This window comes from Pseudoalteromonas sp. S2755 (assembly GCF_005886535.1).
Classification (GTDB): Bacteria; Pseudomonadota; Gammaproteobacteria; order Enterobacterales; family Alteromonadaceae; genus Pseudoalteromonas.
Window position 1 is genome coordinate 1 of the sequence record NZ_PNDS01000030.1, and the last position, 14380, is coordinate 14380.

The 14380-nt window shown below is 43.9% G+C and carries 14 protein-coding genes; 3 read left to right on the forward strand and 11 right to left on the reverse strand.

The genetic code is table 11. The annotated features are described in order from the left end of the window. Positions 1–176 precede the first annotated feature (176 nt). Positions 177–785, forward strand: coding sequence for a MarC family protein (locus CWC03_RS06075; RefSeq protein ID WP_138581001.1), 609 nt, complete (start codon positions 177–179; stop codon positions 783–785). A gap of 54 nt (positions 786–839) precedes the next feature. On the opposite strand, the gene mltG is transcribed toward CWC03_RS06075, so the two are convergent. From mltG to yceD, 9 genes are all read right to left on the reverse strand, one after another. After that, positions 840–1811, reverse strand: coding sequence for an endolytic transglycosylase MltG (gene mltG, locus CWC03_RS06080; RefSeq protein ID WP_138581002.1), 972 nt, complete (start codon positions 1809–1811; stop codon positions 840–842). 5 nt (positions 1812–1816) lie between these two features. Continuing rightward, complete coding sequence (gene pabC / locus CWC03_RS06085) at positions 1817–2590, reverse strand: aminodeoxychorismate lyase (protein ID WP_171040211.1); 774 nt, start codon at positions 2588–2590, stop codon at positions 1817–1819. 98 nt (positions 2591–2688) lie between these two features. Then, positions 2689–3927 carry a beta-ketoacyl-ACP synthase II gene (gene fabF, locus CWC03_RS06090; protein WP_138581003.1) on the reverse strand — a complete coding sequence of 413 codons (1239 nt, stop codon included), beginning with the start codon at positions 3925–3927 and terminating at the stop codon, positions 2689–2691. Positions 3928–4013: 86 nt separating this feature from the next. Then, complete coding sequence (gene acpP / locus CWC03_RS06095; protein WP_010374019.1) at positions 4014–4250, reverse strand: acyl carrier protein; 237 nt, start codon at positions 4248–4250, stop codon at positions 4014–4016. Positions 4251–4466: 216 nt separating this feature from the next. Next, a complete protein-coding gene (gene fabG / locus CWC03_RS06100; RefSeq protein ID WP_130164254.1) occupies positions 4467–5213 on the reverse strand; it encodes a 3-oxoacyl-ACP reductase FabG in 747 nt (248 codons plus the stop codon). A gap of 13 nt (positions 5214–5226) precedes the next feature. Beyond that, the gene (gene fabD, locus CWC03_RS06105; protein WP_138581004.1) at positions 5227–6153 is read right to left on the reverse strand and encodes an ACP S-malonyltransferase; all 927 of its coding nucleotides are present in this window, start codon (positions 6151–6153) and stop codon (positions 5227–5229) included. A 53-nt stretch (positions 6154–6206) separates the two neighbouring features. Continuing rightward, positions 6207–7253 (reverse strand): phosphate acyltransferase PlsX, encoded by a 1047-nt coding sequence (plsX, locus tag CWC03_RS06110; RefSeq protein WP_010374011.1) that lies wholly within the window; start codon positions 7251–7253, stop codon positions 6207–6209. Between the two features lie 11 nt (positions 7254–7264). Next, a complete protein-coding gene (gene rpmF / locus CWC03_RS06115; protein WP_010374010.1) occupies positions 7265–7435 on the reverse strand; it encodes a 50S ribosomal protein L32 in 171 nt (56 codons plus the stop codon). 10 nt (positions 7436–7445) lie between these two features. After that, on the reverse strand, positions 7446–7970 hold the full coding sequence (gene yceD, locus CWC03_RS06120) for a 23S rRNA accumulation protein YceD (protein ID WP_010374009.1): 525 nt from the start codon (positions 7968–7970) through the stop codon (positions 7446–7448). Positions 7971–8089: 119 nt separating this feature from the next. Between yceD and CWC03_RS06125 the strand changes: the two genes are divergently transcribed. After that, positions 8090–8686 carry a Maf family protein gene (locus CWC03_RS06125; RefSeq protein ID WP_138581005.1) on the forward strand — a complete coding sequence of 199 codons (597 nt, stop codon included), beginning with the start codon at positions 8090–8092 and terminating at the stop codon, positions 8684–8686. Here the strand turns inward: CWC03_RS06125 and CWC03_RS06130 are convergent. Next, positions 8678–9322, reverse strand: coding sequence for an HAD family hydrolase (locus CWC03_RS06130; RefSeq protein ID WP_138581006.1), 645 nt, complete (start codon positions 9320–9322; stop codon positions 8678–8680). The two genes, CWC03_RS06125 and CWC03_RS06130, sit on opposite strands and share 9 nt — an antisense overlap. Position 9323: 1 nt before the next feature. After that, positions 9324–10274 (reverse strand): 23S rRNA pseudouridine(955/2504/2580) synthase RluC, encoded by a 951-nt coding sequence (gene rluC / locus CWC03_RS06135; protein ID WP_010374006.1) that lies wholly within the window; start codon positions 10272–10274, stop codon positions 9324–9326. A 611-nt stretch (positions 10275–10885) separates the two neighbouring features. Between rluC and rne the strand changes: the two genes are divergently transcribed. Continuing rightward, positions 10886–14275 carry a ribonuclease E gene (rne, locus tag CWC03_RS06140; RefSeq protein WP_138581007.1) on the forward strand — a complete coding sequence of 1130 codons (3390 nt, stop codon included), beginning with the start codon at positions 10886–10888 and terminating at the stop codon, positions 14273–14275. Positions 14276–14380: the final 105 nt, after the last annotated feature.

Here is a 14380-nt window from a genome sequence, read left to right on the forward strand (position 1 = left end):
TATCAATTTTAAGGGTGAAATAGCATATTAGCTTCGTTAAAAATTTCTCATTTAGAACAACTAAATAGCAAAATTTTTGCCTTGCTACTAAAGCTATTTCCCCGCTTCAAGATAGATCATTTACTTAATACAACTGGTATAATTTGTGAACAACCTTTATTTCATAATAGGGAACTATGGAACACTTTATCTCAACGTTCATTTTTTTCTTCGCGGTCATCGACCCCATTGGCACTATTCCTGTATTTATCGCAACCACCACTGGCTTTGATATTGCGACAAAACGAAAAATAGCGGTAAAAGCGACATTGGTTGCAGCCATTGTGTTGCTGTTTTTTATTATTGCAGGAGAGCTCATTTTAAACGCTATTGGTATTCCTTTACCTGCATTTGCGATTGCTGGCGGCATCGTACTGTTCATCTTTGCCATGACAATGATTTTTGGCGAGGGTAAGCCAAGCGAGGAGATGAAGTTAAATAGTAAAGCATCCGACACCGCTATTTTCCCTTTAGCAATGCCTTCTATCGCAAGTCCTGGGGCAATGTTGGCAGCGGTTTTGCTTACTAAAAACAGCGAAAACAATGTATTTGAACAACTCCAAACCTCGATGATTATGCTCAGCGTATTGGCTATCGTGTTGCTATTTTTACTGGTTGCGACAAAAATTCACCAATGGATTGGTGATAGTGGCGCAAGTATCGTCAGCCGAGTAATGGGACTTGTTTTAGCTTCAGTCGCAGTATCTAGTGTATTGGCGGGTATTAAAGAATATTTTATGTTGTAATAGAGGGTTATGAGAGGGTTAGCCCTCTCTTTCAACGTTAGCTCTTTTCAAAAGTCACTGTTTCAAAATAAATTTCTTCACCGCTTTATTGTGTTCTGTCAGCGTTTTCGAAAAGTGGTGCCCACCATCTCCTGACGCAACAAAATAAAAATAATCCGTTGTTGCTGGATTAAGTGCCGCATGGATAGCAGCACGAGACGGCATTGCAATGGGGGTCGGCGGTAAGCCATCAATCCGATAAGTATTATATGGCGTCTTTTTACGGATATCTTCACGTTTAATGTCACCATCAAAATGCTCACCAATACCATAAATAATGGTTGGATCTGTCTGTAAACGCATGCCCTTACGTAAGCGATTGATAAAAACGGAGGCTACTTTATCTCTTTCTGCGACTACGCCCGTTTCTTTCTCAATAATCGAAGCCAAGATCAAGGCTTCATAAGGCGTGTTTAAAGGAAGATCTGGCATTCTGTTTTGCCACTCCTGCTCAAGCACACTCTGCATTTTGGTATGGGCGCGTTTAAGTAAGCGCAGCGCTGAGTCATTTCCATGGTAGTGGTAGGTGTCGGGGTACAACCACCCTTCAGCTGAACTTTGCGCGATATTCAGTTGTGCTGCCAGCTTATCAATGTCTTGCGTTAAGTAAGGGGCGCTGAGGAGCTTGTTTTTGACTTCCCAAATGGGCATCCCTTCAATGATTGTAAAGCTAAAGTTGTGTTGCTCTCCACGACTAATTTTGCTGATAGCCTCTAGTACCGTTAGCCCTTTAAGATCGTAAAAGCCCGCTTGTAACGCGAATAATTTAGGCTCTAACTTACTATAAAGTTGATAAGGAAAGCAGTTAGATAATGCCCCGCTACGCTGCCATAGCTGACAGAGCTGATTAAATGTTTGCCCAGTCTTTATCTCAACTAATGACTCAGAGATATTAAGTGGTTCAAATTTAACCTTATTTATTTGCTGAGATAACCACCAGGACGCTGCTGCTATCAAAAATGCGACTATGATAAACAGTTTTTTCATTTATATTACTTCCCTAAAAATCGCCTTTTCAATTCATGTAAGTAGGCGATATCGAAATGTTTATTCTCAATTATTACTACAGGTACCAACTGCATTAAACTATTACAAATAAATACGCCATCAGCTGCTTTTAACTCGTCAAAAGCAATTTTTTTTACCCTAATATCATGCCTACTTTCAAGTGCGGTTAAGAATACGCCTTTAATGCCTGAGCCACTAAGATCTGGTGTATACAGCATGTTTTCTTTAATCATGATGATATTTGCCGCTGACGCTTCAATCACCCTATCATTGATATCCATCACAATAACATCGTCGCAAACCAATGTCTGTGCATCTCGTTTAATAAGTACTTGTTCTAACCGATTCAGTGTCTTTAATCCAGCTAGTAATGGCTGAATACCCAGTTTAACTCGGCTTAATGCGACCTCAATCCCATTTTGCTGCCATGTTTTATAGTGTGAAGGAAAAGGTAAGACCTGAATACTTACACTCGGCTCTGGTGCCTCAGGGGCTTGGTAACCGCGGCCCCCGCACCCTCGAGTGATAAGGATCTTTAGTACCCCTTCCGCTTTATCTTTAACTTGCTCTTGAGCCAAAGACTCAATTTTATCTAATCGTAACTCAGGAAAGCCCAAGCGCTGCTGACATTCCACCAATCGGTTTCTATGAAGTGGCCACAAATCAACATCTCCATCACGGACTAACGCAGTGGTGAAAAAGCCATCGCCATAGGCCAATCCTCTGTCAGTGTTAGAAAAAAACTGCTGATTATCCACATCACTTTCCTTTTAAGGGTATTCACAACATAAAAAAGCTCGGCATTGCCGAGCTTTTTTATCATAACCTACTTTGCTATTAGATTACTAAGGCTTATCTACACCTTTTTAAATAGCAATGAACCGTTTGTTCCACCGAAGCCAAACGAATTACACAAAGTGTACTCTAGTTTCGCATCACGGGCAGTATGAGGCACATAATCTAAATCACAGCCTTCATCTGGGTTATCCAAGTTAATGGTCGGCGTTACTTTTTGGTCTTGCAGCGCAAGAATCGAAATAATTGATTCAACAGAGCCCGCGGCACCAAGTAAATGACCCATCATTGATTTAGACGAGCTCACCATCACATCTTTTGCTGCAGAACCAAATACCGACTTAACAGCATGCGTCTCTGCAACGTCACCCGCTGGAGTGGAAGTGCCGTGTGCGTTGATATAGCCAACCTGCTCAGCATTGACCCCTGCGTCGTTCAATGCATTAACCATGGCTTGTGCAGCGCCAGCACCATCTTCTGGCGGTGATGTCATGTGATATGCATCGCCGCTCATACCAAAGCCAACCAGTTCAGCGTAAATCTTAGCACCACGTGCTTTAGCATGCTCATACTCTTCAAGAACGATCACACCCGCGCCATCAGCTAGTACAAAACCGTCACGGTCTTTATCCCAAGGGCGAGAAGCAGCTTGTGGATCATCGTTACGCGTAGAGAGCGCACGAGCTGCACTAAAACCGCCCATACCAATTGGGGTTGACGCTTTTTCAGCGCCGCCTGCAACCATCGCATCCGCATCGCCGTATGCAATCATACGAGCCGCATGACCAATATTATGAAGACCAGTTGTACATGCAGTCACAATTGAAATATTTGGACCTCTCAAGCCATGCATGATGGAAAGATGACCAGAGATCATATTAATAATGGTAGAAGGAACGTAAAAAGGAGAAAGCTTGCGTGGACCGCTATTTAATAGCTTAACGTGGTTTTCTTCAATTAGCGTCAAGCCACCGATACCAGAGCCGATGGCTACACCAACTCTAGCGGCATTCTCTTCGTTAACTTCAAGACCTGAGTCTTTTAAAGCCTGTACACCTGCAGCGATACCATACTGGATGAAGACATCCATTTTTTTAGCATCTTTAGGGGAAATGTACTCAGTGACATCAAAGTCGTTAACTAAACCAGCAAACTTAGTTCCGAAACCTTCTGTGTCAAAATGCGTGATATTGCGAATGCCACTACGGCCTTCTAATAAGCCCTGCCAGGTAGATGCAACATCATTACCCAGCGGCGTCAACATACCTAAGCCAGTTACTACGACTCGACGTTTAGCCACGGTGTCCTCCAAAAAGGGATTATTATAATAATTGGGGGGTCTAGAAAGAGTTAGGGCAGCGAGTGCTGCCCTAATAGAAAAGCTAGTTACTCAGCGTGAGCAGTAACGTAGTCGATAGCTGCCTGAACAGTCGTGATTTTCTCAGCTTCTTCATCAGGGATCTCTGTATCGAACTCTTCTTCTAGCGCCATTACAAGCTCAACAGTGTCTAGAGAGTCAGCACCTAAATCATCAACAAAAGACGCTTCTGATTTAACTTCTTCTTCTTTAACACCTAGTTGTTCAACAATAATTTTCTTTACGCGTTCTTGGATGTCGCTCATTCTTCTTTCCTTTATTTAAACGCTACTGCGTTAATTTTCAGATTGCGGCGCAGTTTACGACGCATCATTCTGGGATTCAAGGATTGACCCGTACTTTTTTTTCTGGTCAAACCTGTTACAAAGCTTTGGATCTTTTTATCGCCTATTTTCACGACGATTTCAAGTACGTTGTCGACAAGATCACAAAAATTTCAATTGATTTGTGATCTCAGCGGGTTAAACCATGTACATCGCACCATTTACGTGCAAAGTTTCACCAGAAACATAAGCTGCTGCATCTGATGCTAAATAAACCACAGCCGCTGCGATTTCTTCGGGCTGGCCTAGACGACCTGCTGGTACATTCGCCAAAGTCGCTGCTTTTTGCTCATCAGTTAGCTCATCCGTCATGTCTGTCTGAATGAAGCCCGGTGCTACAGTATTTACCGTAATACCACGAGATGCAACCTCACGTGCTAATGATTTTGTAAAACCAATTACACCTGCTTTTGCAGCAGCATAGTTAGCTTGACCCGCATTACCCATAGTGCCCACTACTGAACCAATGTTAATGATACGGCCATTTTTCTTCTTCATCATTGGGCGAAGTACCGCTTTTGATAAGCGGAAAATAGATGACAAGTTTGTATCGATGATATCATCCCACTCTTGATCTTTCATGCGCATCAGCAAGTTATCACGAGTAATACCAGCATTGTTTACCAACACATCGATATCACCTAAGTCTGCTTTGATTGCATCCAAAGTTGCTGCGATTGAGTCGGCATTTGTCACGTTTAGTGCATAGCCTTTACCATTTTCGCCTAGATACTCAGAGATACGCTCTGCACCAGACTCACTCGTTGCAGTACCCGCAACTTTTGCACCTTGCGCCACTAAGGCGTTAGCGATTGCTTTACCAATACCACGGCTAGCACCCGTTACTAGTACTACTTTTCCTTCTAAAGAAAATAAATTACTCATAATGCTCTCGTTATTATTCTGCTGCTGCAATGGCAGCTAAATCATTTACCGACACACACGACACTGAGCGGTCGATGCGTTTGACAAGACCTGAAATCACTTTACCAGGACCGAACTCAAAAGTTTTTGTAACACCCTCTTTCGCAACCGCTTGTACAGTTTCAGTCCATCTTACTGGACTATAAAGCTGGCGAATAAGCGCATCTTTTATTGCTGCTGCATCTTTTGCAACAGCAACGTCAACATTGTTGATCACATCAAACTTTGGCTCTGAAAAAGCGAGTGCTTCAAGATCTTTGGCTAATTTATCAGCCGCAGGTTTCATTAATGCGCAATGAGATGGAACGCTAACTGCAAGTGGTAATGCACGCTTAGCCCCTGCTTCTTTACACGCTTCAGAAGCTCGATTTACGGCTTCAACGTGACCCGCAATCACCACTTGACCTGGTGAGTTGTAGTTTACCGGGGAAACAACGTCACCCTGTGCAGATTCGGCACACACCTTGGCAATCACGTCATCATCTAAACCAATAATTGCCGCCATTGAGCCGGTGCCAGCAGGAACTGCTTCTTGCATGTATAAACCACGTTTTTCAACTAACTTAACGGCATCTGCAAGGGTCAATACTTCAGCACATACCAATGCAGAGTATTCACCTAAACTATGGCCTGCTAAGGTCAGTTCAGCTTCAACACCTTTCTCTTGCCACGCTCTAAAGATAGCAACACTTGCGGTCAATAATGCTGGTTGAGTACGGTGCGTTTGGTTTAATTCTTCTTCAGGACCATTTAGCACAAGTTCGGCTAAATCGTAGTCGAGTGCTTCTGACGCTTCAGCGAAAGTCGCTTTAACGATGTCAGAAGATGCTAATAATTCAGATAACATGCCCACGCTTTGTGAGCCCTGTCCTGGGAAAAATAATGCGATTTTTTGTGACATATTGTGCTCTTATTTTCTCTGTTGTCGCCACGTCCTCATGTCACTTAGCAGTGTTAGGGATGCGGACCTGACGGTTGTTTTTCTGTGTCGACCTGAGCAAACACTGCTTGGATCTTTTCAGGGATCTTACGCTGTACTTCTTGCGCAGCTTCTTCAATCGCGGCTAAAAATGCCTTCGTTGTAGCATTCCCGTGACTTTTCACAACAATACCGCGCAATCCTACCAGACTTGCGCCGTTATACTGGTCGGGGTTCACCCTTCTATACAATTTTTTTATAACGGGTCGAAGTAAAAAGGCCAACGCTTTATAAAAAAAGTGCTTTTTTAACGCTTTGCTAAACTTATGCATGATGAGTTTGGCAATCCCTTCACAGGTTTTCAAGGCAACGTTGCCAACAAATCCCTCACACACAATAACATCTGCCTTGCCAGAGAACATATCGCTCCCCTCGCAGTAACCTTGATAATTAATAACAGATGAGGATTTCATTAATTTTGCAGCTTGCTTGATACCATCATGGCCTTTGATTTCTTCAGAGCCAATATTTAGCAAACATACTTTAGGTGAAGGAATATTTAATGCCTCTCCGGCAACGATTGAGCCCATAATACCAAATTGATATAGGGTTTCAGGATCACAATGCACATTTGCACCAAGGTCAAGCAGATAAACGGGTTGTTTTTTCTCTGTTGGGACCGCTGAAATCAACGCAGGACGCTTGATACCGGGCAGCATTTTTAACACATAGTGAGCCATAAAAAAGAGCGCACCGGTATTTCCTGAACTAACACAAGCCTGTGCTTCGCCAGACTTCACCAAATCAAGTGCAATACGCATTGAAGACTGCTTTTTATTTCTCAGTGCAGAGGCTGGTTCACAACCGTTAGTGACGACTTCTTTACAGTGTTTAATTTTGAGGCGTGGATGATCAAGCATATTAGCTTTAGTCAAAGCACTTTCAATAACTTGCTGATTACCACAGAGAATTAAATTTAGATTTGGGTGCTTAAGCACAGCAGCGATTGCTGCGGGGATAGATGAACGGGGGCCGTAATCGCCCCCCATCATATCTAACGCAATGGTTAGATCGGTCAGCATAAAGTAATCTCTTACTTAGAAATTACTTTAACGCCTTTGTAGTAACCGTCAGCAGTCACGTGGTGACGACGATGAGTCTCGCCAGAAACCTGATCTACAGTTAGAGCTGGTCCACTGATCGCATCGTGTGAACGACGCATACCACGACGTGCGCGTGACTTCTTGCTTTTTTGTACCGCCATTAGCCTTCTCCTAAGAATCTTTCTTAAGTTGTTTCAAAATTTCAAATGGATTTGGTTTGCTATCTTCTGCTTCAATTTCACCAAAGCTCTTTGGCTTATCAGAATAAGAGCATAGTGCTTCATCATGCGTCGGGACTATTGGAATTGCGAGTAGTAGCTCATCTTCGACGATTTGTCTTAGATTAACTTCACCCTCTTCATCCAGTTCCAACACATCATAACGCTCGGGAAGATCATCCGACTCTGCACCTAATCCGACTGGCGAATACGCAAAGTCTTGTTCCAAATCCAACCCTAATTCATCATTACAACGCTGACATACAACAGTTAGATGGGCTCGGACTTTGCCTTGCACAACAACCAAACCTTGTTCGTCGATGTTGAAATGAATGTCTACCGCTATTTCACTATTTTGATCACGCACAACTTGCTGCAATCGAGAAAGTTCTTCAAGCATTACAACACCGTCATAAGATGCTCGACGTTGCGCTGCTCTGCATGGATCAATAGTGATGGGAATTTTCACCTTTTGCATAGGGGCTGCATCATATAGATAGTTACTGTGTTAGTCAAAGTAAAAATACACTTTCCCTTTGTTTTTCGCGTTATTGCGCATTATCCTGTTGGCAATGTTGTCACAAAGATAAAAATCTCATGAAAACGCCCCTTATTCTAGCCTCAAGTTCGCCATTTAGGCAGTCAATTTTGAAAAAATTAATGCTTCCTTTTGTATCTTTTTCACCGGATGTAGACGAGCAAGCACTCGAAGGTGAATCAGCACAACAACTTGTTGCACGATTAAGCGAATTAAAAGCCAAAGCAGCGATAGCAATATATCAACAAGGTGTGGTGATTGGCTCAGACCAAGTCGCGCTATTCGACGGTGAAATCCTAGGAAAGCCGCATAATAAAGAAAACGCGATTAAGCAACTAAGCCTATTTAGCAATAATCGCGTAACTTTTTTGACTGGTTTAACCGTTTTCGACATTGAAAGCGGCAAAACGATCACTAAAGTGGTACCGTTTCACGTTTACTTTCGCCAACTTACCCAAGCCCAGATCAGTAACTATTGTGATGCGGAAACACCTTACAACTGTGCTGGAAGCTTTAAAAGCGAAGGATTAGGGATCTGTCTGTTTGATAAGCTTGAAGGAGAAGACCCGAATACCCTAATTGGTCTTCCCCTTATTCAACTCACTAAAACATTACTCGAGTTCGGTATTGATGTGCTCGCTGAGCAATCAGGCTAACAATAGGTCAGATAAGTCTTGATAGTTATCGCAAATATGCGCAGCCGATGTTTGCGATAACTGCTCCCTTGTTGCAACACCCATAGTGACACCGATCGCATCAATGCCTGCATTCTTCGCTAAATCCATATCAATTAGCGTATCGCCTATCATGACAGCCTCTGTAGCTTTCACATTTAATTCAGCCAAAATCTGAAGCAACATGTCGGGATGCGGTTTAGACTCCGCCTCACATGCAGTCCGTGTCGTAACGAAAACATCATTCAACCCGCTTTCTATCATCAGACGGTCAAGGCCGATTCGGCTTTTTCCTGTTGCAACCGCAACTTTGACACCACTGCCATGTAATTGCTTTAAAAGCGTTTCAGCGCCTTCAAATAAAGGCGCTGGGGTTTTGTCTTGATACTTATAGATATATTTATAAGCATCAATTAAAGACGCTAATTTGTCTTCATGATTTGGAAAAAGTGTCAATATCGCTTTATCGAGAGACAGGCCGATAATACTTTTTGCCGCTTGGTTACTTACTGGTGCAATTCCACAAGATTCAGCAGCTTGATGAATAGTATTTACGATTTTTGGCACTGAGTCCATGACAGTACCATCCCAGTCGAAAATTACACACTTGTAGCGCATGTTACTTCCTTAGTTTAACTAAGCATGCTTCCAAAGCCCCATCCAATGGCGCCTCTACATGGTGTGTCGTTTCTGTTTTCGGGTGCATAAATCTGAGTTCTTTGGCATGCAAAAATAGCCTATTTAATCCCACTTCACGCATTTTGGCATCAAACACCTGATCGCCATACTTATCATCACACGCAATTGGATGTCCTTTACATTGAGTATGCACTCGGATCTGGTGCGTTCTGCCCGTAACCGGTGATGCCTGCACTAAAGTTGCGGACTCGAAACGCTCGACAACTCTGAAACGAGTATGAGAAGGCTTGCCTTGCTCGTGATCCACTCGTACCACTCGCTCACCTGACTTTAAGGTATTTTTACGCAGCGGTTCGGTAACATTTTTATGTTTGGCATCCCATTGCCCTGAAACCAGCGCTAGATAATTTTTCTCCATGGTCTTTTCTCTTAGCTGCTCATGAAGTCCTTTAAGCACAGCGCGGCGCTTTGAAATCAACAAACAACCTGATGTGTCGCGGTCCAAACGGTGCACCAACTCCAAGCTTTGTTCTTGTGGGCGTAATGCTCTTAACGCTTCAATTAAGCCATAACTTAGGCCGCTGCCACCATGTACCGCCATACCGGCTGGCTTATTTATAACTATCAGATACTTATCTTCATAGAGAATGGCATCCTCTAGGTTTGCGACTTTGTCTAGGTTTTTAGGCACAAACTCGGTTTTCTCCGCGACACGCACAGGTGGGATACGGATTTCATCATTGATTTGTAGTTTATATACAGGCTTCACCCGCTTTTTGTTTACGCGCACTTCCCCTTTACGAAGAATTTTATATACGGCGCTTTTTGGCACCCCTTTCAAATGCGTAACTAAAAAGTTATCGATCCTTTGACCTTCTTGGTCTTCAGTCACGGTAACGAAGCTAACTTGTAATGCGGGTTTCTCTGACATTGCCTAATCACTGATTTGAGTAATAATTTAGTTGCTATCTCGACATTATTAGTGGGATAATCAGGCCGCAAATTTTTGCGAGGTGCTTTTTATCGCAAAAACAATGTCGTGATGCACATCTTGGATGGCAGATCATACAGATTAGAGCTAATATTTCCAAAGCTTTTATCATACATCTAAGATAAACACGTGCGAACAGTCAGTGCGAAGCGCGTAATATTTCGTTTAATGACTGGACACGACGAATAAACCAAAAAGCAAGAAATTAAAATTTGTCTGATACGTTTACCACAGTTGCAGTAATACCCGTGCATAGCAGGCCGCAACTCGTGAATAATCACAAAGCAATAAAGTCAAAAGATGGTGATAACCAAGCTTGGTAAACCAAGCTCAACTTACCCCGTGCAAGACGACTTTGTGAAACGAATAAACGTGCAAAAAGCGAACGATGGATCAGTGATTTTACCCTGATTTAAAGCGGAAACTGTGAATATGTTCCCTTTCCCCCAGTCGTGAGACTGCATCATTTAATAGGAACATCCAAGGTGTAACACGCTGTCGCTGGCAAGACGTATCAGGCGCTGTGAATAAATTAAGTAGAGAATTACAATATGAAACGTATGCTGATCAATGCAACGCAGCAAGAAGAAATGCGCGTGGCACTGGTTGACGGCCAGCGTCTATACGATCTAGATATAGAAAGCCCTGGTCACGAACAGAAAAAAGCCAATATCTATAAGGGTAAAATTACCCGTATCGAACCATCCCTAGAAGCCGCATTTGTTGATTATGGCGCCGAGCGTCACGGATTCCTTCCTTTAAAAGAAATCGCTAAAACGTATTTCCCAGATGGCTATACATTCAATGGTCGCCCTAACATCAAAGACGTGATCAAAGAAGGTCAAGAAGTCATCGTTCAGGTTGATAAAGAAGAACGTGGTCAAAAAGGCGCGGCACTCACAACGTTTATCAGCGTCGCTGGTAGTTACTTGGTATTAATGCCTAATAACCCAAGGGCTGGCGGTATTTCACGTCGTATCGAAGGTGACGAGCGCATTGAGCTAAAAGAAGCATTGAGTCGCTTAAACGTACCTAAAGGTATGGGTCTTATCGTTCGCACCGCGGGCGTGGGTAAATCTTTCGAAGAACTAGAGTACGACCTTAAGGCGTTACTTGTTCATTGGGACGCAATCCAAAATGCGGCAAATAGCGGTAAAGCACCCTTCTTAATTCACCAAGAAAGTAACGTGATCTTCCGTGCAATTCGCGATTATTTACGTCGTGATATCGGTGAGATCCTAATTGATAAACCGCGTGTTTTTGAAGAAGCGAAGGCGCATATCGAGCGTTTCCGTCCAGATTTCATCAATCGTGTTAAGCTTTATCAAAACGATGTGCCGTTATTTACGCATTATCAAATTGAGAGTCAAATTGAGTCAGCTTTCCAGCGTGAAGTGCGTTTGCCTTCAGGTGGTTCTATCGTTATTGATCCAACAGAAGCACTCACTTCTATCGATATCAACTCGTCAAAAGCGACGAAAGGTGGTGATATCGAAGAGACTGCACTGAATACTAACCTAGAAGCCGCTGACGAGATTGCACGCCAGTTACGTTTACGTGACTTAGGTGGATTAATCGTTATCGACTTTATCGATATGACTCCGCCTCGCCATCAACGTGAAGTAGAAAACCGCTTGAAAGAAGCCGTTCGTACTGACCGTGCTCGCGTGCAAATCGGTAAGATTTCTCGTTTCGGCTTATTAGAAATGTCGCGTCAACGTTTGCGTCCGTCTTTAGGTGAAGCGAGCCAACATACGTGTCCACGCTGTGACGGCCAAGGCACCATTCGCTCAAACGAATCCATTGCTTTGTCTATCTTGCGTCTAATCGAAGAAGAAGCGATCAAAGATAATACAGCTCAGGTCAACGCCCAAGTGCCTGTCGCTGTTGGTGCTTATCTATTAAATGAGAAGCGTCGTTCTGTGCAACGCATCGAAAAGCGCCACGAGTGCCACGTTGTTATCATTCCTAACCAACACCTAGAAACACCGCACTATGAAGTGGTTAGATTGCGTAAAGATGAGACAACTGAAGCTGCGAGCTATGAGCAGATCACTGCACCTGAGCCTGAAGTCGTTGAAATTGCTCGAGCTCAAGCGATTGTGAAAGAGGAGCCTGTGTTAAAAGGTGTCGTTATGCCTGATGCACCGGCGCCTGCGCCAGCCCCTACTCCAGCTCAAGCAGCAAAACCACAAACGCGCAAGCCACAAGCACAACCTGCTCAAAACGGCACCAGCCTGTTTGCAAAGATTGGTCAATGGTTCAAGAGCCTATTTGCTAGTGACAGCGATAATCAAGAAGAAAACAAGCCTTCTGAAGAAAAATCATCACGCGATAACAACCGTGATAATCGCCGTCGCAATAATAACAATCGTCGTCGTAACAATAACCGCCGTCGTAACGATCAACAAAAAGAAACAACGGTTGAATCGAAAGACGAAAACAACAGTAACGAGCAACGAGGTGATAACCGCAAACGCCGTCGTCCAAATAACAGAAAACGCCAAGATCAGGACAAAGCAAACCGTCCAGCAAAGGGATCTGTAAACGAGAACGCCGAAACGGTTGAGGCTAAAGACGCGCCAGTTAAAGAAGCGACAGTAAAACCACGCCGACAAAGACGTAACCTTCGCAAGAAGGTACGTGTGGAAGAAACCAATGCGCAGGATACTAACACCTCAGAGCAAGCTAGCACTGAAGAAGTGAAAGTAGAAGCAAAGCCGCTTGAACAACCAGCGAAAACGGCATCTGAGTCTAAAGCTGAACAAAAGCCAAGGCAAAGAAAAGCGAAACCTGTCGCTGACAAATCAGAACAAGAGTCTGCAACTAACGAACAAGTAGTATCACGTTCTGAACAAGCTGACGTAAACGCTCAAACAAAGCAGCAAGAAACTGCTAACACTGAGCGCCACGAACAAAACGATGTTACCGAGGTGGTATCTGCTGAACTTTCAGAATCGCAAATCGATGACGAAAATAAAGAAGGCCGCACTCGCTCTAGACGTTCTCCGCGTCATCTGAGAGCAGCAGGTCAACGTCGCCGTCGTCAGGATACGCCCGAAAAAGGTCAAGCTGCTGCATTTGTACCCGTAGCAGATCAAGCCGCTGCAGAATACGAAGCTGAGCTCAAAGCGAAATCTTCTGACAGTGAAACTCAAGCGGAAGTGCAGCAAGAAGCAAGTACAGTTGAGACTCAATTGTCACCTGAAACGGTAACAGCAGACAATGCACCAGCAGCAGAAGCGACAGTTTCTGAGACACAAACTGATGCAGAGCAGCATGTCGAAACTACGCCAGCCGAAGTACATGCTGACGAAAATGCAGCGCAACAAGTGGAGCCTGCAAACGAAGTCGAGGCAACCACTGCTGAAGCGCCATTGCAACAAACTGCACAGCCTGAAACATCCGCAATTGCTGACGAAGTAGTCGCAGAAGAAGTAGAAGCTACACAGCCAAAAGAAGCAAAAGAGGTCAACGCTGAGCCAATCGCTGACACAGTGGATACTGAGCAAGCTGAAATGACAGAGGAGAAGGTTGAAGCTGAGACTGAAACTGCAGTTGTAGAAGAAACTCAGGCTTCTGACACTGAGGCAACTGCAGAAGTTCAAGAGCCAGCAACAGAAGCGGTTGTGGAAACAACAGTCGCTGAAGCAGCTACTGAATCTTCAGCTGAAGAGACACCAGCCGCTGACGCTATTGAAGCACCTACTCAACAGATAGTAAACGGTAATTCAGTACAAAGCCGTGTACGCTTCAACCAAACGGCTGCCGCGCCAATGACAAAAGCACAAAGCGTGATTGAGGATGTCGTGGGGGAAACACCATCAGCAATGCCACAAGAACAGCGTCAGGCTGTAACAAATAGTGGCTTGGGTGTTGGTTCTAAGTCACCAACTGGTAGAGCGAGCGCCAAGATGGCCTCTCCTGCTCAGGTTGACTAAGCAGTAATTGAAAAGCCAGTCTTTTTAGACTGGCTTTTTTGTGTCCGAATTTTACTGAGCAGACAAATGGTAATACCAGTCCTTCGTAGCACTCCGTGCTATTTA